This is a genomic window from Pontixanthobacter luteolus, assembly GCF_947494915.1.
Taxonomy (GTDB): Bacteria; Pseudomonadota; Alphaproteobacteria; order Sphingomonadales; family Sphingomonadaceae; genus Pontixanthobacter; species Pontixanthobacter luteolus.
In genome coordinates, this window is sequence record NZ_CANLWR010000001.1 from 1,382,663 (window position 1) to 1,403,395 (window position 20,733).

Annotated in this window: 22 protein-coding genes and 1 pseudogene; 8 read left to right on the top strand and 15 right to left on the bottom strand. The window is 59.1% G+C overall.

Annotation, left to right across the window (positions count from 1 at the left end):
• Positions 1-12: 12 nt before the first annotated feature.
• The 5 genes from PO778_RS06705 to PO778_RS06725 form a co-directional block, all read right to left on the bottom strand.
• Positions 13-1,395 (bottom strand): methyltransferase family protein, encoded by a 1,383-nt coding sequence (locus PO778_RS06705; protein ID WP_271439009.1) that lies wholly within the window; start codon positions 1,393-1,395, stop codon positions 13-15.
• Between the two features lie 92 nt (positions 1,396-1,487).
• A complete protein-coding gene (locus tag PO778_RS06710) occupies positions 1,488-2,837 on the bottom strand; it encodes an outer membrane protein assembly factor BamB family protein (RefSeq protein ID WP_160730167.1) in 1,350 nt (449 codons plus the stop codon).
• Positions 2,838-2,858: 21 nt separating this feature from the next.
• Positions 2,859-3,647, bottom strand: coding sequence for a tetratricopeptide repeat protein (locus tag PO778_RS06715; RefSeq protein ID WP_271439010.1), 789 nt, complete (start codon positions 3,645-3,647; stop codon positions 2,859-2,861).
• 109 nt (positions 3,648-3,756) lie between these two features.
• Positions 3,757-4,938 (bottom strand): glycosyltransferase family 4 protein, encoded by a 1,182-nt coding sequence (locus tag PO778_RS06720; protein WP_271439011.1) that lies wholly within the window; start codon positions 4,936-4,938, stop codon positions 3,757-3,759.
• Entirely contained in the window at positions 4,938-5,810 is an 873-nt protein-coding gene (locus PO778_RS06725) for an alpha/beta fold hydrolase (protein WP_271439355.1), read from the bottom strand. The genes PO778_RS06720 and PO778_RS06725 overlap by 1 nt, the downstream gene beginning before the upstream one ends.
• A 74-nt stretch (positions 5,811-5,884) precedes the next feature.
• Here PO778_RS06725 and PO778_RS06730 point away from each other — a divergent pair, with 74 nt between their 5' ends.
• Together PO778_RS06730 and astD are read left to right on the top strand one after the other, a co-directional pair.
• Entirely contained in the window at positions 5,885-7,285 is a 1,401-nt protein-coding gene (locus tag PO778_RS06730; protein WP_271439012.1) for a protein adenylyltransferase SelO family protein, read from the top strand.
• 209 nt (positions 7,286-7,494) lie between these two features.
• On the top strand, positions 7,495-8,910 hold the full coding sequence (astD, locus tag PO778_RS06735) for a succinylglutamate-semialdehyde dehydrogenase (protein ID WP_438944381.1): 1,416 nt from the start codon (positions 7,495-7,497) through the stop codon (positions 8,908-8,910).
• Between the two features lie 8 nt (positions 8,911-8,918).
• Here the strand turns inward: astD and PO778_RS06740 are convergent, their stop codons facing one another.
• Positions 8,919-9,647, bottom strand: a complete 729-nt coding sequence (locus PO778_RS06740) for a hypothetical protein (RefSeq protein WP_271439014.1) — start codon at positions 9,645-9,647, stop codon at positions 8,919-8,921.
• A gap of 254 nt (positions 9,648-9,901) precedes the next feature.
• Positions 9,902-10,375, bottom strand: a complete 474-nt coding sequence (locus tag PO778_RS06745; RefSeq protein WP_271439015.1) for a glycine zipper 2TM domain-containing protein — start codon at positions 10,373-10,375, stop codon at positions 9,902-9,904.
• 202 nt (positions 10,376-10,577) lie between these two features.
• Between PO778_RS06745 and rarD the strand changes: the two genes are divergently transcribed.
• Entirely contained in the window at positions 10,578-11,486 is a 909-nt protein-coding gene (rarD, locus tag PO778_RS06750) for an EamA family transporter RarD (protein ID WP_271439016.1), read from the top strand.
• Here rarD and pyrC read toward each other — a convergent pair whose 3' ends face one another.
• Together pyrC and PO778_RS06760 are read right to left on the bottom strand one after the other, a co-directional pair.
• Complete coding sequence (pyrC, locus tag PO778_RS06755) at positions 11,487-12,518, bottom strand: dihydroorotase (protein WP_271439017.1); 1,032 nt, start codon at positions 12,516-12,518, stop codon at positions 11,487-11,489.
• An 86-nt stretch (positions 12,519-12,604) separates the two neighbouring features.
• Positions 12,605-13,435 (bottom strand): annotated as a pseudogene (locus tag PO778_RS06760) (patatin-like phospholipase family protein).
• Between the two features lie 51 nt (positions 13,436-13,486).
• Between PO778_RS06760 and ygfZ the strand changes: the two are divergent.
• Positions 13,487-14,227 carry a CAF17-like 4Fe-4S cluster assembly/insertion protein YgfZ gene (gene ygfZ, locus PO778_RS06770; RefSeq protein ID WP_271439020.1) on the top strand — a complete coding sequence of 247 codons (741 nt, stop codon included), beginning with the start codon at positions 13,487-13,489 and terminating at the stop codon, positions 14,225-14,227.
• A 21-nt stretch (positions 14,228-14,248) separates the two neighbouring features.
• Here the strand turns inward: ygfZ and PO778_RS06775 are convergent, their stop codons facing one another.
• Entirely contained in the window at positions 14,249-14,845 is a 597-nt protein-coding gene (locus PO778_RS06775; RefSeq protein ID WP_160730177.1) for a TetR/AcrR family transcriptional regulator, read from the bottom strand.
• A gap of 28 nt (positions 14,846-14,873) precedes the next feature.
• Here PO778_RS06775 and PO778_RS06780 point away from each other — a divergent pair, with 28 nt between their 5' ends.
• Both PO778_RS06780 and PO778_RS06785 read left to right on the top strand, forming a co-directional pair.
• Positions 14,874-15,794 carry a metal-dependent hydrolase gene (locus tag PO778_RS06780; RefSeq protein WP_271439021.1) on the top strand — a complete coding sequence of 307 codons (921 nt, stop codon included), beginning with the start codon at positions 14,874-14,876 and terminating at the stop codon, positions 15,792-15,794.
• Between the two features lie 86 nt (positions 15,795-15,880).
• A complete protein-coding gene (locus PO778_RS06785; RefSeq protein WP_235903620.1) occupies positions 15,881-16,759 on the top strand; it encodes a metal-dependent hydrolase in 879 nt (292 codons plus the stop codon).
• Positions 16,760-16,827: 68 nt separating this feature from the next.
• Here PO778_RS06785 and PO778_RS06790 read toward each other — a convergent pair whose 3' ends face one another.
• From PO778_RS06790 to rplU, 3 genes are all read right to left on the bottom strand, one after another.
• Positions 16,828-17,376 (bottom strand): GNAT family N-acetyltransferase, encoded by a 549-nt coding sequence (locus PO778_RS06790; RefSeq protein WP_271439022.1) that lies wholly within the window; start codon positions 17,374-17,376, stop codon positions 16,828-16,830.
• A 194-nt stretch (positions 17,377-17,570) separates the two neighbouring features.
• Positions 17,571-17,840, bottom strand: coding sequence for a 50S ribosomal protein L27 (gene rpmA / locus PO778_RS06795; protein ID WP_160730181.1), 270 nt, complete (start codon positions 17,838-17,840; stop codon positions 17,571-17,573).
• A gap of 26 nt (positions 17,841-17,866) precedes the next feature.
• Positions 17,867-18,328, bottom strand: a complete 462-nt coding sequence (gene rplU / locus PO778_RS06800) for a 50S ribosomal protein L21 (RefSeq protein ID WP_160730182.1) — start codon at positions 18,326-18,328, stop codon at positions 17,867-17,869.
• Between the two features lie 217 nt (positions 18,329-18,545).
• Between rplU and PO778_RS06805 the strand changes: the two genes are divergently transcribed.
• Both PO778_RS06805 and PO778_RS06810 read left to right on the top strand, forming a co-directional pair.
• Positions 18,546-19,058, top strand: coding sequence for a hypothetical protein (locus PO778_RS06805; RefSeq protein WP_271439023.1), 513 nt, complete (start codon positions 18,546-18,548; stop codon positions 19,056-19,058).
• Positions 19,055-19,750: a Crp/Fnr family transcriptional regulator gene (locus PO778_RS06810; RefSeq protein ID WP_160730184.1), complete on the top strand. Its 696-nt coding sequence runs from the start codon at positions 19,055-19,057 to the stop codon at positions 19,748-19,750. Before PO778_RS06805 ends, PO778_RS06810 begins: the two co-directional genes overlap by 4 nt.
• On the opposite strand, the gene PO778_RS06815 is transcribed toward PO778_RS06810, so the two are convergent.
• Both PO778_RS06815 and PO778_RS06820 read right to left on the bottom strand, forming a co-directional pair.
• Entirely contained in the window at positions 19,751-20,185 is a 435-nt protein-coding gene (locus tag PO778_RS06815; RefSeq protein ID WP_271439024.1) for a hypothetical protein, read from the bottom strand. It abuts the gene before it with no gap.
• Positions 20,186-20,283: 98 nt separating this feature from the next.
• On the bottom strand, positions 20,284-20,733 hold the full coding sequence (locus PO778_RS06820; protein WP_438944382.1) for a molybdenum cofactor biosynthesis protein MoaE: 450 nt from the start codon (positions 20,731-20,733) through the stop codon (positions 20,284-20,286).

Genomic DNA, 20,733 nt, shown 5'->3' on the forward strand with positions numbered 1-20,733 from the left:
CTGGGCTTCGCCTCATTCGGCAGGCTGGGCGATAACAGGGCCGCGTGGACGCAGCCTTTTGCGGATCACAGACAGCGGGCGCGTAATTATCCCGTTCTGTTCCATCCACGCGTGATATTCGCGGTATTTAGGGTCTTCCTGAAGCAAATGCGCTTCCTCCGTCCGGGCGCGCCAGTAATAGATCGCACTGACACATCCGAGGAAGAACGTGTTGCGGACCAGGTCTGTCAGCGAGTCGCTGGTCACCAGAAACGGCAGGGTCGAACACCACCAGAACAGGTTTTTCGACAGATAGGCCGGGTGCCGCGTGAACCGATACGGCCCGTTGGTCAGCACCCCGCGATAGGTCAGGTTTGAGAACCGGATGCCGAACGCAATCGTCGCCCAGGCGTACACACCTGTCAGGAACACCAACAGGGCCGCCCATATCCATAGCAACGTCGTGCTATCGGCAAACCAGAATGACCAGCCAGCCGTATTCACTTCGTAGGCCAGCATCCCGTCAGCACCCATGAATGCGAAAACGAGCGGCGGATAACAGATCAGCGCAGCGAGCCAGCCGCTGAGGAACGGATTTCCGCTGCGGATATGTGCATCGAGCGGGCGCATGGTGACCAGATAACCTACGGTGCCTATCTGCACATCTATCACGAACAACAGTTCGATCAGGCTGCGGGCCAGACGGACAGGGTCACTCGTAATTCCGGCTAGGTCAGCCGATACGATATAGGCAAAACCACCCGGCAGGATCGAGATCATGAAGGCACCAAAGAAACCCTTGATGATCCATGCCCGCCAATGCTTTTTCACTTCATCAGGATCATATGCTTCCCGCCCCAGCAGCATCGCGCCGAAATGCCATGCATGGTCGCGCGGATTAACCATCACCCGGTCAAGCCAGATGACATAGGGGATGGAGAGAATGAACATCGGTATCGCCGCACCTGCTATGACTTCCATCGCGAACAGATACTGGCCGGACCAATACCATCGCGCGACGCAGTAGAGAAAACCGATCATGGCCCATGTGGCCCAAAGGCCCGCTATCTTGACGATGGATATTTCGAGCACCGTGCTGGCCGGACGGGGATTATCCCAATCGATTCCGGTCGACGGATTGCGGTGAACCTTGTCCACAAGCACCGACCACAGCACCATCGGAATGCTCGAAAAGGCGAGCGCTGCCAGCGCCGCATACGGACCGGTCAGCGGCGCGCGCGGCCCGCCTATTCCGAAAAAGCCTGCAAAAGCCGGATAGTTACGGCAAAAAATGATCCATGCCAGCAGGCCCAGTAGGCCCACGAAACCAGTCGCCGCCGAGACATCGCTCTTGGGCGGCCGGCTGGCGTCAGGAGTGGCAGTATCCGTGCCGGGTGAAGAAGATGTCGCGCTCATCGCACGCACGGCTAGCTGAAAAGGGTTAAAGCGAGTGTAACGACTGCACAGGCCGGACCGAAACGGCCCGCCTGGTCAGCGCACCCTCACGGTCAGCGAAACGCGTGGATCGTGCCGTCATCATCCATGATGTAGAGCGTGTTGTTCGCTACAACCGGTGCCAGCGAGATCGGAGATTTCAAATCCTGATAAAGCGCCGCCGAACCTTCTGTCGTGCTGATCTTGTACACTTCGCCTTCGGTGCTTGCGACCCAAAGGGAACCGCCTGCCAGAACTGGCCCGGTCCAGAAGATCGGGCCTTTCTTGTCCTTTTCATCGCGGAAACGCTCAAGCTGGGTCATCCAGCGGATCTTGCCGGTCGAACGTGCAATTGCGAGCAGCCGAGCATCGTCTGTCAGAGCAAAAATCCATTCGCCAGCGATCGCGGGGGTGGAAATGCCTGCAACGCGGATTTCCCAGATGCGCTGGCCGGTGACCAGTTCATAAGCCGCCATGCGGCCGCCCTGCCCCAGAGCATAGACGCGGCCATTATCAACAATCGGATCAGCATCGATATCGGTCAGAGCGCCGACTTCAGTTGAAATCGATGTGCGCGCCAAGGCATCCGACCACAGGACGCGGCCATTTTCATAACGGTACGCAATCAGTTCGCCCGAGCTGTAGCCAGCGATAACCGTGCCTTGCCCGGCTGCTGGCGCCGCAACGCCGAATACGCCCGCCTGGGCGCTGGAACCGGATTCCTGCCAGAGGTTCGCGCCGTCAGCAGAATTGAGCGCAATGATCTGGTTGTCCTGCGTCATCACGAACACGGCATTGAACGCCACGGTCGGTGATCCGCGCAGAGGCCCGGCAGGTTTTACCCGCCACAATTCATTCCCGGTCGCAGCGTCGATTGCAGCAACCTCGCCAACACCGTTCGTCGCGTAAACGCGCCCGCTGTCATAGCTGGCACCACCGCCGAAAGCAGAGGATTCAAGATCGCCGTCGACCTTCATCTGATAGGCCCAGCGCCGCGAACCGGTTTGCGCGTCCAGTGCATGGACGACACCATCGGTGCCCACGGCAAACAGCATACCGCCACCGATCACAGGTGACGCGGCCAGACGGCGGCGATTGGTCGAGCCAGTGATATTGGCCGACCACGCCTTAACCGGATTATTCGCAAGCTGAAGGTGGCCGTTGGACTTGCTGGCATTGCCGCCCGCCTGCGCCCATTCGGTGTTAGCCTGTGCCGGCGGCAGTACGATCGAAACACCGGAAAGCGCCGGATCGACCACCGCACCGCTTTCGATCCGTGACAGGATCGGCGTGCGTTCACCCACAGTCGGCGTCGTTTTGGGATCCTTGCCGCCAAACAGGCCGCCGCTGCATGCTGCAAGACTACCTAGCAGAGCCAAACCCGCTGCCGTCTTGGCGATTGTCGAGATGTTTTTACCGATCATGGGTCTGGGTAATCCTAAATTTTACTGGGCGGGCTGCTGCGGGGCTTCGCCCGAGGCGGCAGCAACTTCGTCAAGAACTTCATCAACGTCTTCGATTGCATCAACCCCGAGCAGGCCGGCAAGCTGGCGGGTGCGCGACCGCATGGAATCGGGCACTTGGTCATTCTTCGAAATTTCCGCAAACAGAGCTCCGGCTTCCTTGCGTTTGCCTTGCTCGAGATAAGCCATCGCGACCATTTCACCGGCGCTGCCGAACCACGCATTGCCGGGTTCTACCATCGGCTTGAGCCGGGTGATCACATCTTCGGGTTTCATGGTATCGAATTTGGCGGAAACTTCACGGATCGTGGCCAATTCGCGGAGCAGTTGCGGTGCATCGGTGTCGGCAGCGATCTGGGCGAACAGACGCGCGCCCTCCTCGGTCTTGCCCTGTTCCATCGCGATCCCGGCCTGCAGCATCATGGCGTTCGCCTTGACCCCTGCATCGCCGCCATCCACCAGAGTGCTGAGCGTAGTAGTGGCAGTGTCGAGGTTGCCAGCTTCCAACTGATCCAGCGCGCTGGTCATTGTTTCCGACTGCTGTTCCAAAGCAGATTCCTGCTGCCCATCCCAGTAGAGGTAACCCGCGAACGCCGCGAGGCCGATCAAAACGACCGCAAGAAGCGGCTTGCCATAGCGAGCGACAAGGTCGGAAAATTCATCCTGCCGGACAGCTTCGTCGACTTCGCGCATCAGGACATCTTCCTGTGCGGCGGCGCGATCCTTGCGCTGGTCAGAGGGATTGGCGGGTGTCGTTGGTGTCAGGGCCAAGGGTGGCTCATCCGATTTGCTGCAAAATAAGGGTTTCGCGTCTTTAGACGATGGGCGCAGTGATGCAATTCATGTTTGCAACCCTGTCCCCCACCGCGTGAACCGGCAATTAAGGTAATCTGTCCGCTGAAGCCGATAATTTGATGCCCATCGCGGAGCTGTAGAGCCGCCGATACGCGTCGATCATCACCTTCTGGTCATACTCTGCCGCAGCCTTCACCCGGTTGGCCTCGCCAATCTCGCGTCGCAATTTCCGGTCCGCTGCAAGTTCGCGGAGCGCCGCCGCCAATGGCTGCGTATCGGCATCTTTGCCCTTGCATGATCTTATGAACGGGCGGTTCTGGTCGCTGACCATTTCCGCAATATCGCCAACATCGGTCGCTGCAACCGGCACCGATGCCGCCATCGCCTCGATCACGGAGATCGGGAATTGTTCGCTGTCGGACGACAAAGCGAAGATATCGAACAGGCCCATGATCCTGGCCGGTTCGCTTGCAAACCCGGGCAGGTGAACCCGGTGCCCCACATCCAGCCGGAATGCCTCATCGCGAATCGCGTCTTCTTCCGGCCCTTCACCTACGATGACCAATTGCCATTCTTCGGGCAGGTTTGCGAATGCGCGCACCAGCCGCTTCAGGTTCTTGACCGGCCTCAAGCCTGCAAGCGTGCCGACCCAATATTCATCGCTTCGTTTTACGACACCGCGCAGCGCGTCGGGTTTGGGCACCTTGGCAAATGCTTTGGTGTCGATGCCGTTCGATATCCGTTTAACCCGGCCCATTGGCTGCTGCCATGTGTCGAGCGCGATTTCCTCCAGCACTTCGGACGGGACAACCAGGCCCGACGCCTTGCCCAGCGCGATCCGGCGATACCAGTTGCGGGTCGGTTTCAGCCGCTCGCGCTCATCCTCGTTGAACCCGTCTTCATGATGGATCAGCGGGGGAAGCCCCATCGCATTGCTGAACAGCGTATGCGCCATCACCGCGTCCATCGCGCCCCAATTATACGTCAGCACCAGATCATAACCCTGCATGGCGCTGGCGATCTTGTGCAGCCGGCCCGGGGTGGGACGCCCCTTCAGCGGCGGGAAATTGCGGGGGTACGTGACCGGAATGCCCTTCGATATCAGCTGGGAGGCGCCCATTCTATCCGGTTCAGCCGAAACTATTGTGTGCGAAACACCCGGTCCGAAGGCATTGATGAGCTGCGCACAGCGGACTTCTTTTCCGCCAGCCGAAAAGGTCGAGTGCAGATGCAGGATCCGTGGCGGATCAGACCGGTCAACGCTCATCAGATTCTGGCAAGCAGATCGTCGATCGCCTTGACCGCGACCGGTTCTTCCAACAGCGGTGCGTGTCCCACATCGGGCACGGTAACCGCTGATGCATCGGGCAGCCGCCGCTGCATTTCCGCCAGCGTTTCTTTTGAAAACAGGTCTGACAACGCGCCGCGTACGATCAAGACCGGGCGCCCTGCCAGCGCGTCCAGTGCGGGCCACAAATCTGGCGGGGCGGCGCTGTCCGGCTCCTGAAATGGTTCGGCGATGCTCATGTCATAGTCGAAGCCGATCCGGCCATTCTGTTGAACCACCATGCCGCGTTTCGCCATCGTCAGCCAATCCTCGATCGCGAAGGTAGGATACGAGGGCGAATGAACCTCCTGAAGCGCGCGCGCAGCATGCATCCACGATGGATAGCTGCGGCCCTGCCCAACATATTCGCGAATCCGGTCTATCCCGCCAGTGTCCACAACAGGTCCGATGTCGTTCAGAACCGCCCCGGCAATCCGGTCCGCGTTCATGCCTGCCATGATCATTGTCATCAGACCGCCAAGCGAAGTTCCAATCGCGACGAACCGCTCAATTCCTTCCTGTGCAAGCAATGCCTCCACATCGATAACGTAGTTCAGCGGATTGTAAGTGGCCGAATCTTTTGCGTATTCGCTGTCGCCGCGGCCGCGCATTTCCGGGACCAGCACACGCCGCTTTTCCGACAGGCGTTCCGCCAACACCTCGAAATCGCGTGAATTGCGGGTCAGGCCATGCAGGCACAGAACAGGCGGGTATTCCTCGCGATCGCTGCTGCTGCGCGCAGGGTAATCGCGAAAATGAAGTTTGAGGCCGTCAGGGCTTACCCAGAAACGGTCGGTGTAGGCTTTATCCATTGCGGCGAGCTGTTTCCCATGGTCAGACACACGCGCTCCTTGCGAATTGCAGCGCGTTTCCCCACTATCGCCTGATGAAGGCCGAACCGCAAGCCGCCAACTATCGGCCAGACCCCGCAATCTCAGAACTTGCCGGATGGCTGGGTGATGCCGTGGATGCGGCTGATTTTCCGCAAACCATTGTCAGGTTTCGCAACGACCGGGCCGCCGCCACCGTCGGCCTTTCCGGACTAGACGATACGGAGTGGCAACGCCATTTCGGGCGGTTCGAGCCTTTAGAAGGCAATCTGCCCCGCCCTCTGGCGCTGAAATATCACGGGCATCAGTTTCGCACCTACAATCCGGAGATCGGCGACGGCCGGGGATTTCTGTTCGCGCAGATACGTAGCGCGGATGGCCGTCTGCTGGACCTTGGCACCAAGGGATCGGGAACGACGCCCTACAGCCGCACTGCCGATGGCCGGTTGACGCTGAAAGGCGGGGTCCGCGAAATCCTGGCGACTGAAATGCTGGAGGCCCTGGGGGGCTACACCTCGAAAACGTTCTCCATCGTCGAAACGGGCGAGGAACTGTGGCGCGGCGACGAGCCATCTCCCACCCGTTCGGCGGTGATGACACGTCTGAGCCACGGGCATATCCGCATCGGCACCTTCCAGCGGCTCGCAGCCTTGGAAGAGAGCGATCACATGGCGCAGCTGGTCGATTACTGCCTGAAACAATATCCCGGCCCGCCGCCGCCCGCAGACGCGCCAGGCCGCGATGAGCCTGCGGTGCAGTTGATGCATCTGGTCGTGGAAAGAATGGCCGATCTTGCCGCTGCATGGATGGTTGCAGGTTTCGTCCACGGCGTTCTCAACACCGACAACATGAACATTACCGGCGAAAGTTTCGATTACGGGCCGTGGCGCTGGCTGCCCAAATGGGACCCGGCCTTTACCGCCGCATATTTCGATCAGACCGGCCTTTACGCCTTCGGCCGTCAGCCAGAGGCGCTGCACTGGAATTGCGGGCAGTTCGCGGTTGCGCTGCGATCGCTGGCCGATGCGCCCCCCTTGCTTGCCGCGATGGAGCGGTTTGGACCGCTTTATATGGACGCAGTCGCACGCCGCTGGTGCTGGCGTCTGGGCGTTGTGCAGGCCAGCCCGGAAACCGATGCAGCACTGGTTGCCGCCTGCGAGAAGGAAATGCGCGAAACCGGCGAAAGCGTGGACGATTTCTTCTATCGCAACCGCGCCGGCAAAGGTTCGACTGGCGGGGTAGCAAGCGTAATTGCCGAATACGATCCCGCAGGCCCCGATCATCCATACTGGGGTGAAGGCGCACCGCAATCGATGCTGATCGACGAGGTTGAAACCCTGTGGTCAGCAATCGCTGAACGTGACGATTGGGCTCCGCTACAGGCAAAAGTCGATGCGGTCAGGCGTATGGGCGATGCGCACGGTGTGCCGCCGCGACCTGCCGGGCATTCCGGCTGACGCTTCTCCATAGATAATCATGCGAGCGCCAATCTGTCGGGTGCCTAAAATGATAGTTATGCGCAGTCAGGCGGCCCCAGCCTGTTGGCAGTCTGCCGAGTAAATTTGACCCGCTGGAAACTCTAGCTAGAAGCGAAGTGCTTCGGGCTGGAATTACCGCCTGTAAAGCCAATATAATGAATGCTTGTATGCGAGTGAGGACGACACGCGTGGCTGATAACGAGATCATTTCCTTCGAACCGGCGACGGGGGAAGAGCTTTGGCGGCGCAAGGTCGACGATGTCGATGCAGCGGTCGACCGTGCGCGCCGTGCATGGCCCGCCTGGGCCGCGCAGCCACTTGCCACACGAATCGAACTGGTACGCCGGTTTGCCAATGAAGTGCGCAAGGCATCGGACGAGATGGCCCAGCTAATCTCGAAAGAAACCGGCAAACCGCTGTGGGAAGCGCGTACCGAAGTCGAGGCCGTCATAAACAAGGTCGAGATTTCCGTGAACGCCTATGCAGAGCGGACCGGACAGAAAAGGCTCGACGGGGCGCTGCAGGGTTCATCCGCGGTACGGCACAAGCCGCACGGCGTGATGGTCGTGCTCGGCCCTTACAACTTCCCTGCCCACCTGCCCAACGGACACATCGTGCCAGCTCTGATCGCGGGCAATGTGGTGATTTTCAAGCCAAGCGAGAAGACACCGGCCGTTGGCGAATTGCTGATGACCTGCTTCAACCGCGCCGGAATTTCTGCCGCTGTCGCACAATTCGTCGTGGGCGGCCCGGAAGAAGGCAAGGCGCTGGTCGCGCATCGCGGGGTCAATGGCGTGCTGTTCACCGGGTCTGCACAGGCAGGCATTGCGATCAACAAGCGGCTAGCCAACAATCCGGGCAAGATCGTCGCGCTGGAAATGGGCGGCAACAATCCGATCGTCGTGATAGACACGCCGAAGATCACCGATGCGGCGACTTTGATCGTCCAGTCGGCGTTCACCAGTGCAGGGCAGCGCTGCACCGCCGCGCGCCGCCTGATCATCAAGGAAAGCATGTACGAACCGGTCATCACCGAGCTGAAATCGCTTGTTAGCCGGATAATCGTGGATGAGCCCTTTGCCGATCCCGCCCCTTTCATGGGTCCGGTTATCGACAACATGGCGGCAGAGCAACTTGTAGAAAGCTTTCTCTATTTCCTGTCGAATGGCGGAAAGGCAATTCGCCACATGACCCGTCCGAAAGACGACCTGCCGTTCCTCTCGCCCGCGATAATCGATACAACGGAAATGTCGGACCGGCCCGATGTCGAACTGTTTGGCCCGCTGCTTCAGGTGATCAAGGTCAAGGATTTCGACGCGGCAATCAAGGAAGCGAACCGGACGCGATTTGGCCTTTCAGCCTCGCTGATCGGAGGCAGCCCGCAGGATTACAACCGCTTCTGGGCGAATGTACGCGCCGGGATCATCAACTGGAACCGGCCGACAAACGGTGCGTCATCAAGCGCGCCATTCGGCGGATTGGGATTGTCAGGCAACCACCGACCGGCAGCATTCTATGCCGCTGACTATTGTGCCTATCCCGTTGCCAGCACCGAGATGGAACAACCGCGTGCCAATATCGGAGTCGGCCTGGGCGACAGCTGAGCGGCTGATCAACTGCCGCTGGTCACCAGGTCAACTTCGGTCAGACCGTTGGAGAGCTTGCGCGCATAGATCACATACGACGCATCGCCTTTGGTACCGGACACTATATTGTCGCCGCCGCGCAGCACATGTTCTGCGGAATATCCGCCAGTGACCGCACGGCTGTAATAGAACGCCAGCACTTCTTCCATCGGCACCGGCGTGAGGTAATTCACCACGCGAAGCGCGCAATCACCCATGTCGGTGCCCGCAGCTTCCTTAGTAGTACCGCGTGGATAGACCGGGAAAATCGCTGGCAACTTTGCTGCCCAGGACGCTGAATACTTTACACTTTCAGAACAATTTGCCCCGCCCGGCGAGACCGCGGCGCGGGCCGCTGCTGTCAGTGCAGCACTGTCGGGCAGCGCGCCTTCCATTTTCTTCGCAGCCGGAAGCTCTTTCAGTCCGTCACTGCCACCAACCAGCGCAAAGGCTGCATCGCGTGCTGCCTGGAGCGCTTCGGGTGTCATGTTTTCCTTGGGTATCGACTGGTCGGTTCCGCCAGTCAGGGCAGCATTGCCCTCGTTCTGGCCCGCCAGGTCGGGATCGACCATGATTTGATCGTTAAGCGCTTGCTCCGATGCCGGGTCCATCGTCCCATCGGCGGCGCCCTCCGGTGTGTCGTCACAGGCCGCCAGCAACAGCATGGGCGCGAGAGCGGCAGACAACATAAGGCGTTTCGATACGGGCTTTGACATGAGCGGGACTCCATCCAGGAAAATCAATTTCCACTCGCCTCGCCTGCCAAGGTTAATCAAACGCTACCAGACATGGTTAAGATTTGCGCTGTCCCTATTAGGGATGGTTTTGCCCGCAATTCCTACACTTCCTGAAGTTCCCGCAATCGTACGCAAAGAAGCGCCCGGCCGCCTGAATGACGACCGGACGCTTCACACGGATCGGTGGGAACCGCGCTGCGGCTGCTGGTGGGTGCAACCGTAGTTGAGAAATTTTAGCGGCAGCGCGAATTGCTGCGGTCGATTGCCCTGCCCAGGATTGCACCGCCTGCTGCGCCAAGGATCGCGCCGAGCGTCTTGTCCCCGCGGCCGGCAACTTCATTGCCGATCAGGCCGCCGACAGCACCGCCGATAAGCAGGCCTGTGGTGCCATCTTCCTTGCGGCAATAATAGCGGTTGTCGCGTCCGCGCCAGATGCGCGTATCGCGGTAAACCGGCTGGCCATAATCGCGGTAGTCACTGCGATAGTTGCGATAGCCACGGTCGTCGTAGCCTCGCCCGCGATTGTAAGCGCGGCGATGCTTCTTGCGCTTGTGCTCGAACACTTGGTGATTGTCGCTCTGCGCGGAGTGATAGATTTCGACGCCGTACTGGCCGTGGGAGGCAGGTGCCGCGGCTGCCGGAGTAGCCAAAATGGCGCAGGGTACTGCGGCTGCCAGGGCGAACATTCTGAATTTTGTTAGCTGCATGATTCTTTCCTTAACTGTCATCAAAGTCGGGCGAGACAGTGTGTTTTCGTCCGGCATGTTCAGGAATAGGCCGCGCTTCCTGAACAGAGTGCAACCGCACAGTCAGGAATCGAAAGCTGCGGCGAGATGAGTGAAAAACACGGTTGGACCGTTTCATTCCGGCGGACTTGCGGGAGGAATCATGCACGACTAAGGGCTGGCGATGAGCACACAGCCTGAAAACTCACCCCCATCGGGACTGCCAGCCGCGCTGGGTGCCTACGTAATCTGGGGCTTGTTGCCACTCTATCTCGTGCTGGTGAAGACGGTGCCGCCCTTCGAATTCGTCGGCTGGCGAATTATCTGGACGCTGCCCTTCTGCCTTTTGATCGTCGCCTTTCGCAAACAATTTGCTGAAGTAATCGCCGCGCTGGGCGACCGGCGGGTGGTGATGACACTGTGCGCCAGTGCGACGCTGATCGCGATCAACTGGCTGGTTTACGTCTGGGCCATCCAGAACGGGCATATTTATGCAGCCAGTCTTGGATATTACATCAATCCGCTGATCAACGTGCTGCTCGGCACGTTTGTGCTGGGTGAGAGGCTGAGCAAGCGGCAATGGCTTGCCGTGGGTCTGGCTGCATCCGGCGTCGCAATCCTGGCCGCTGGCGCGCTGACCACCCTATGGATCAGCCTGACCCTGGCCTTCAGCTTTGGCACTTACGGGCTGCTGCGCAAACAGGTTGCGGTCGGCTCTCTCCCCGGACTGACCATCGAGTCGGCGATCCTGCTGCTACCCGCAGCCGGAGTTGCACTTTTCTATGCGCAGGAACCGGCCGGGTCTTCTTTCACCGTGGATCTTTGGCTTAGCCTCGCGATCATGCTGGGCGGCGTATTAACCGCTGTACCGCTGCTGATGTTTGCGGTGGCCGCGCGCCGGATGAATTATTCGACGCTGGGTTTCATCCAGTTCCTCGCCCCGACCATCGTGTTCCTGCTCGGCCTGTTCGTGTTCAGGGAAGATCTGAAGCCTGTTCAACTGGCCTGCTTCGTAATGATCTGGACCGCCTTGGCGATATTCGTCTGGGATATGTGGGCCCGCCGGGCCAGAGCGGTAAAAACCGCGGCCTGATCAGGCGTATTTCCACCCTATCGTTTCGCCTGCATGGAACGGCACAATGGACGTCCCGTTGGCGTCGACAGTCTGCGGGACTTCATTCGCCGTTTTGGTCAGCGTGATCGTCTGCTCGTTTACCGGCAGGCCGTAGAATGCGGGGCCGTTTAGCGATGCGAACGCTTCGAACCGGTCCAGCGCGCCCTCTTCCTCGAAGACGGTCAGGTAACTTTCCAGCGCGAACGGCGCATTGAAAATACCGGCACAGCCGCAGGCATTCTCTTTCGCATCCTTTGCATGAGGCGCGCTGTCGGTGCCGAGGAAATATTTCGCAGAACCCGAAGTCGCCGCTTTGCGCAGCGCAAGCCTGTGATGTTCGCGCTTGGCAACCGGCAGGCAATAGGCGTGCGGCCTGATCCCGCCGACCAACATCGCGTTGCGGTTGATGTGCAGGTGCTGCGGCGTGATCGTCGCGCCGACATTCGCACCGCACGATTCGACGAAATCAACCGCATCAGAGGTGGTGATGTGTTCAAACACCACTTTCAAATCAGGAAAGTCGCCCACCACGCGCTTCATGTTGCGCTCGATGAAGACTTTCTCCCGGTCGAAAATGTCGATGTCGGCATCGGTCACTTCGCCGTGGATCAACAGCGGCATCCCGATCTGTTCCATCACGGCCAACACATCACGCAAATTGGCGATGTCGCTGACACCGTGCGCGGAATTCGTTGTCGCGTTCGCCGGATACAATTTTGCGGCGGTGAAAACGCCCTGGGCAAACCCGCGCTCAATTTCTGCCGGATCAGTCTCGTCAGTCAGATAGCAGGTCATCAGCGGGGTGAAGTCCATATCCGCTGGCACCGCAGCCATGATCCGGTCGCGATAGGCGGATGCGGACGCCGCATCGGTCACAGGCGGTGACAGGTTCGGCATAACAATCGCACGAGCGAACTGGCGCGCAGTGTAGCGGGCCACACCTTCCAGAATCGCGCCATCGCGCAGGTGTACGTGCCAATCGTCGGGCCGGCGGATGGTAATGCTGTCCATACTACTCATACTTGCAAATTACGCGGTTCAGGGTTGGCCGTATCCATAGGGACGAATTGCCGCAGAGTCCCGACTTAAGCGCATCATCAGGCGTCGCAGCCGCCGCCGAGCCAGCTGCGCGCATCGCGCTGCCCCTGCTCCCAAGTTCGGGTTACCTTGGTTTCGTCGGTGAAATCGATCTTGTCTGCCGCCACTTCCTTGCTTGGCTGGACATAGATATGCCGGTCACTCACGGGCAGATTGCGATAACGCCGGGTCAGCAAAACGAGAGTTCTTCCCTCGTCCGGCTGCGGCAGAGGGGCCTTGTCGAGCATTCCCCCATCGAGCACGTCGCGCCCTTCCCATTTGGGCACATCAAACACGGGCGGTATCGTCGCTGCGACGCAGATCAGATCGACCAGCCGGCCTTGTTGTGCCGCCTGCCTGGCATCGACTCGCAGCGATCGCATGCCCATCGCGCGCGGCAAGGCAAGGTGCGGGGTCGAACGGACCTGCTGGTCCAGCTGATAGGCAATTCCGGCAAAAACCGCCACAAGACGCGGGTACAGCCATTGCGGAGGCAGACCCAGTATCACCTCGAATTGCGGTCCGTCGGCAATCCGTTCGATCGCCCGATCATCGAGCGTAGTGGACACAACCGCACGGTACATTTCCTGATGCGGGGTGAAATTGGAGCGACCGGATTTCAGGTTGGCGTCGTTTTACTGAAACGCTTGCCGCATCAAATCGTAGAGGTCTTCCTCGACCTCCCCGATCCACGCGGCACCAGACAGAGCGCCGCCGGAAACGCCGCTGATCCGGTCGGGCCGCAGGTCGGCATAGCTTCCCACCTCAGACAGAAAGCCGCCATGCCAGAAACAGCGGATCCCTCCGCCCGAGAAGGCAACCTGATCAAATCCGGTGTCTCTGCTGCTCATCTGCTTGTCCTTGCCCCTTCCCTTAGGAAACCCGCGCCCTATGTGTAGCGTATGTCAGCACACAGATTGTTCCAACGCGCGGTTATCCGTTTGGCTCCTCAGGACGACACGGAAAACGTGGCCGATTTCCTGCAAGGCCTCGTCACCAACGATGTGAAGGGACAGCTACCTGTCTGGGCCGGATTGCTCAGCGCGCAAGGCAAGACGATGTTCGACTTTCTAATATGGCCTGCCGGCGATGGGCAATTGCTGATCGATTGCGAAGCTGACGCCGCAGACGATCTGGTCAAGCGCCTTTCTCTGTACCGGCTCCGCCGCAAGATCGACATCAGCCGGGACGATACAATCGGCGTCTACTGGCAGGCAGAACAGGGCGACGGGGGTGCTCGCGATCCGCGTCTCGCCGATCTTGGCCAGCGCTGGCTGTCACCCGTATCCGAAGATGACGCCGCGGCAGACCATGCCTGGCTGGAACACAGGCTGCGTCTTGGCGTGCCGGAGGGGCGCGGCGAGCTTGGCGATATTCTCTGGCTGGAAACCAATGCAGCCGAACTGCACGGCGTCAGCTTCGAAAAGGGCTGCTATATTGGTCAGGAGAACACCGCGCGCATGAACTGGCGGCAAAAGGTCAATCGCCGCCTGCTGGTGGTTCCGGCAAGCGACTCTGATCCGAAGCGGCAAAAGATAGCCTATCCCGAGCTTGGCTTTGCCATCGATCACCTGCGCGTTGCAGATATCGATCCGGCCAGCACTCCGGAATGGATGAAATTAACGGCAGGCGAGGCTGGCTGACGGTCCGAAGGCCGGCTGAAGTCAGCCCTGCCCGACCAGATCGAGCGAATCGGTCAGCAAACGCTCCGCCCGGTCTCGCGCCGCGCTTTCCGGCAGGTTGAGCGACCGGGCCAGCGCCTTGCCCATCAAAGCATCACCCAGCGCCAGCAGAACCAGCGTAAGCGTGTTTTCATGCATCGCCATCACGCCCTGATGATCGCTGGCTTCTTCCGGTGCCAGTTCATCAACCAGTTCGTGGATCGTTTCGATAATCGGATCGAGCGCATCTTCGTTACCTGTAAGCAGCATCCAGCTGGCGAGCCCGCCCGCGCCTTCCTTGTCAAAAGCGTCGAAAGCCAGATCGACCACTTCGCGCGGGCTGCCGAGTCCCGCACGGCTGGCGCGAACCGCGTCCTTGATCGTCTCGCAGACGGTTTTTGCCAAATGTTCGGCCAGCGCCTTCTGCAATCCAGAAGCTGACCCGAAATGGTGCAGCAGGTTAGCATGTGTGCGCCCAACCCTTGCAGAAACAGCCTTAAGAGTGACTGATTGCGGACCCGTTTCGATAAGTAACGCGCGCGCCGCTTCTAGCGCAGAATTGCGGGACTCTTCGGGGGTTAAACGTTTGCGAGTTGCCATTAACACTTATGCCTAGTAGATTCTTAACATGAACAAGCAGACCTCGATCGACGTAAAGCGGACCGCGGCTCTCGACAAGCCAGCGACGCAGGCCTTCACCGCGATTGATAGCGCAACGCCCGCAGAACACGAACTCATTGTTCGCGACCAGCGTTTCGACCGCAATCACAGAACGCCGCGCTGGTGGCATTCGGGTGATCCGGTGGCAACCGCATGGTACAATTCGGTGTCCGCCAGCCTGCCGCGCGGTGAAGCGTTCTTCATCGATACGATGCGGATGTTTCGCGATTCGGTGCCTGCCGAAATCGCTGCTGAGATGAAGGCGTTCACCACACAGGAAATCAATCACACCCGCGAACATGTCGCGTTCAACCGGCTCGTGTCCGATCACGGATACAATGTCGAAAGCATCGACCAGGGCATCCAGGCAATGCTGGAACTGACCGAAGGCCGGCCGAAAGAATTCAACCTCGCCATCACCATCGCACTGGAACATTTCGCCGCGATCATCAGCCATCATCTGCTGTCCGATCCGCGCTATCTGGAAGGTGCCGATCCGGTTGCCGCGGATATCTGGCGCTGGCACGCGACGGAAGAGATCGAGCACAAGGGTATCACCTATGATGTGTGGCTCCACGCGACGAAAGACTGGAGCCGGTGGAAGCGATACCGCGTCAAGACCTTGATCGCGATGCTGATCACCCGCAAATATTTCGGAAACCGCATCCGCGATGCGATCGGCTTGCTGGAACAGGATGGCTACAGCCGCCGGAAAGCCAAATGGAAGCTTTATGCGTTTCTGTGGTGGAAACCGGGCATGATGCGCCGCATGTTCTTCGAATGGGCAAAGATCCTGATGCCGGGCTTCCACCCTTGGAAGCTGGATGACCGGGCATTGATCGGCAAGCTCGACAGCCCCTATGCAGACGCGGTGATGCCCGCCGAATAACGCCGTCTCAAGCGCAACCAATCCTTATTGACATTGATGTAAGTAAGGGCTACTTACATCAATGTCAGTTATCAATGGAGTTTGCCTTGAACGCCCCTGCCAAGATCAATCTGGATGCGACAAAACGCAGCCCGACACCTAACGACCTCGACATCGTGGTCCGGGACGAACGCTTCAATCGTGAAACGACGCCAAACCGTTGGTGGGCCGGCGATGCGTTCGGAACCGCTTGGCACAACGCTCTTTCGGCGACTTTCCCTCGCGGAGAGGCTTTCTTCATCGAAGCCGTAAAGGCACACCGCGAAGGCGCCGAGCCGAAACTGGCCGAAGAAATCCGCGCTTTCGTAAAGCAGGAAATCAACCACACCCGCGAACACATTGCCTTCAACAAACTAGCTGAAAATGCGGGTTACGACATCAAGGCAATCGATCAGCGCGTGAAAGAAATGCTCGACCTGACAAAGGACCGTCCGGCGATCGCCAATCTGGCTGTGACGATGGCGCTGGAGCATTACACCGCGATGATGGCGCACGAATTCCTCGCCAACCCCAAGCATTTTGAAAATGCCGATCCGGAAGTGCGCGACATGTGGCGCTGGCACTCGGTCGAGGAAGTCGAGCATAAAGGCGTGGCGTATGACACCTGGAACCATGCGACCAAGGATTGGTCCGACTGGCAGCGCTGGAAAGTTCGCAGTCTGGTGATGGTTTCGGTGACTGGCCGGTTCTTCAAGAACCGCTGGAAAGACTCGCTGAACCTGCTTGCGCAGGACGGTATCACTGGATGGAAGGCGCGCTGGGGTCTGTTCAAATACCTGACAGTCACTCCCGGTGTCGTTCGCCGGATTTTCCCGGCATGGCTCGCCTATTTCAAACCGGGCTTCCACCCATGGGATCATGACGACCGCGAACTGATCCAGAAATATGAAGGCGAATTTGCAGACGCACTGATGCCTGCTGAGTAACAATCCCCTTTAGGACTTACGAAAAAGCCCCCGGCCTCACGGTCGGGGGCTTTGTCATTTGTGAAACATCAGGCGGCCTGTTTCATGTCTTGCGGACCGATATCATCGTCTCCGTCAAGCTTCGCCTCAAAACAGGCCACCGGATCGCGCCGACCGCGGGCAAGGCTATATGCGGGCCGGATTCGGCCAGTCGGTGTGAAACCCGCTTTCCGCAGAACCTTGCCCGAGGCAGGGTTATCGATGAAATGTGATGCCGTGATACGCTTGTGTCCAAGCGTGCCTGCGATCTGCAGCAGGGAACGGGCCGCCTCTGTCGCGAAACCCTTGCCCCACCATTCGCGTGCGATCCAATAGCCGAGCTGGACATTGCCGGTATCGTCACCAATGCCGATTCCCGCCCCACCGATGAGACCTGCTTCGGGCAAAGTGACCACGAAACTGGGCAGAAAACCATCCTGCTTGCGCGCGGCGAAATTGCGGGCGTCCTCTGCCGTATAGGGCCACGGCGCGGTGGCGAGGTTCATCACGACCTGTTGATCAGCCATGCCGCGATAGATCTCTTCCCAATCCTCGGGCCAGGCTGGCCGTAGAAACAGCCGTTCAGTGCGATGGAACATGGCGTCTTCTCCTCAAGGCCCCGCACCAGCCCCCTAAGCATGATGCGTGACATTCACATTGCGGCGAAAGCAATTTTCGCCGGTTCGTGAGGGAGATACGACAAGAGGGAGACCGGATGATCCGATCTCCCTCTGGAGTTGCCGAGTGTTCGGCGGACCATCCTGTCGGATAGCCCTGTCAGTGAACTATCCAGTTATTCGGCGGCTTCGGCCATCATGTCCACGGACACGTATTTGCGGCCTTGTTTACCTGAGTGGAATCGCACGCGACCGCCTTCGAGGGCGAAGAGCGTGTGGTCCTTGCCCATTCCGACATTGGTGCCCGGATAGAACTTGGTGCCACGCTGGCGCACGATAATGTTGCCCGGAATCACTTCCTGGCTACCGAATTTCTTCACACCAAGGCGGCGACCTGCTGAGTCGCGACCGTTGCGGGATGAACCACCTGCTTTTTTATGTGCCATTGTCTCTTACTCTTTCGAAACTTGTCTTAGTCCGCTTTCTTAGCGGGCGCCTTCTTGGCAGCAGGCTTCTTTGCAGGAGCCTTCTTCTCAGCGGCTTCCTTCTTGGGAGCAGCCTTCTTAGCCGGAGCCTTGGTCTCTTCAGAAGCTTCCTTCTTTGGAGCGGCCTTCTTCGTCGCAGCCTTCTTCGAACCTTCACCAACGTCGGTGATGCGAAGCAGGGTCATCTGCTGACGGTGACCAGCCTTGCGGCGGTAGTTATGGCGGCGGCGCTTCTTGAAAACGACGACCTTTTCGCTCTTGGCCTGCGCAATGATTTCAGCCGAAACCGAAACCTTGGAAGCATCAGCGATCGAATCGCCTTCACCGGCAAGCAGCACGTCACCCAGGGTAACGGTATCGCCAGCTTCACCAGCCAGCTTTTCAACTGCGATCTTGTCTCCTGCGGCAACCCGGTACTGTTTGCCGCCAGTGCGCACTACTGCGAACATGGTTTTGTCACTTTCAATTTATCTGCAGTGCCGCACCCATCATGAGTACGGCGCACCCGAAAAGCCGCCGAAATGGCGGGCCTGCCGGAAAGAAAGGTGCCGTTAAGGGATAGCCCCGCTCAAGTCAACGTTTTCAGGCCTGCTTTTTTCACGATCTGCTGCAACCAGCGGCACTCTCTGGATGGAAAGCCGGGGATTGCGTGCTAAGGCAAGGCCGATGTCTAGTCGAACAGCAGCGATCACACTTTTGCCTCTGGCGCTCTGCGCCGCTGGATGCGCGTCTTCAGGCAAGACCTACCCCTCGCTCGCTATCCGCGATGCCGAGCGGGTATCGGGGACTCTGCCGGTAGGCGGAGTGGATGCAGTCCAAATGGCCCCGTCCCCATTACCTGGCGATCTTATAGGCCGCATTGCCGCGCTTGAAAGCTCCGCCCGTGAATCCCATCAGCGTTTCCTCGCCGCAGCCCCCGACGCGCGCGGTGCGGTTAGGTCTGGCAGGAATGCAGCAGTCGCAAGCAATTCATGGGCGAGCGCGCAAGTTGCTCTGGCAGACCTCGATTCGATCAGGAGCCTCACCGCAATTGCCTTGGGCGACCTCGACCTCATCTTTACCGACGCGACTCTCGATTTTGTCGAACGGGGCCAGATTGCACAGGCACGGGACAAGGTATTAGCCATGGTCCGCGAAGAGGATGCAGTTCTCGCGGAACTTCGCGGCGGCGCGCAATGAGCCTTGCCTGCGCGACCTGCCCAGTACGCGACCGTGCTGCCTGCTCAGTATTGTCCGAGGCTGACCGCGACACGCTTTCCAAATCAGGCCGGCATGTCGATCTGAAGCGCGGCGATACGCTGTTTCATGCAGGTGACGAAGGCAATGCATGCGCTACCCTTCTGACCGGCGCGCTGAAAGTTACCCGGATCGACAGTGAAGGAAACGAGCGGATACTTGCGCTGATCCACCCTGCCGGTTTCATCGGCGAGTTGTTCCGCCCGTTTTCCGATTATGACGTTGTTGCGCTGGGCGAAAGCAGGCTGTGCCTGTTTGGCCGCGGAGATATGGAAAACGCGCTTGATCAGCACCCCGCCCTGGCCCGGGCGCTGCTCCGCCGTGCGCAGGAGGATTTGCACGCATCACGGGAATTGCTGGCGATGGCAGGCAAGAACAGCGCTGAAGAGAAAATCGCCACGCTTATTATGGCTCTGGCTCAGGCAGCGAGCGATTCGCCCTGTCATCCGGCCCAGCGATTCGAATTGCCGCTGACCCGCGGCGAGATTGCTAACCTTCTCGGGGTCACTATCGAAACGGTCAGCCGGCAATTATCCAAATTGGAAAAAACCGGCGTGATCGTCAAAAACGGCTCGCGCGGGATCGAGATTGTCGACCCCGCGCGGCTGCGCTTCATGAGTGATCTTTCCTCTTAATCACACCAGCGCAGCTATGGTCACGACTGTCAGACCCCACATGACAATCAGGACCGGAAGAATCAGCATCTGGATCGCCACATCCTTCATCGACAGTCTGCCAGTGTGGGTCATCACACCGCGGCTGCGCAGCTGGCCTAAGCGCATGATCTTCGCACGGGCTGCGGGGTCGGTCCGCACAAAGATGGTCGCGATGCCAAAAAACGCCGTCAGCAAGACAACCATGATCCCGATTGGCAGGATCAGGCCGGGTGTGGAAAACCCGACCGACATGATGCCGAGAAATGCGAAATAGGATCCAGCGGTCGCGACATATAGGCCGGTTGGAAGATTGAAACTGCGGTCCGCCTCGGGAACAGCCGAGGCAGAGATGGCGATCTCTTCACGGACAATGGCCTTGTCGGCAACGAGTTCGCGAGTGCTGTATTTGGACATGATAGGCTCCTTTGCGTCGGAGACCTTTGTGAACCGTGCGCCGGGATCACGCTTTGATCTGAATCAAAGGATCGAATCAGCTTGGCTAATTGTGCGCATTATTTCCAGCGGGCGAGGCTTGCATGATCGCTGGGTCGCGGCTCGATCCAGTGCCAGCCGTCGGAGCGTTTTTCGCGTTTCCAGAACCATGCTGCGCTTTTCAGATGGTCCATGCAAAAATCGGCCGCATCAATCGCATCGCGGCGATGCATCGCTGCGGCAGACACGCACACGATATCGTCCCCCGGCACCATCTGCCCGATCCGGTGAACCATCAGCAGGCCCAGCAAATCGAATCGCGTAATGGCAGCATCCGCCAGATCATGCATCCCCGGCAGGGTGAGCGGTTCATAATGCGTCAGCTCAAGTGCCTCGACACCGCCGCTGCGCCGAACCATGCCGGTAAAAGTGCAAACACCGCCAGTGTCGGGGACTTCGCTGAATGCGCGCTCCACAAGTTCGGCCGAATCGAATGGCTCGGCCACCAGCCTGACGTCGCGCAATGCCAT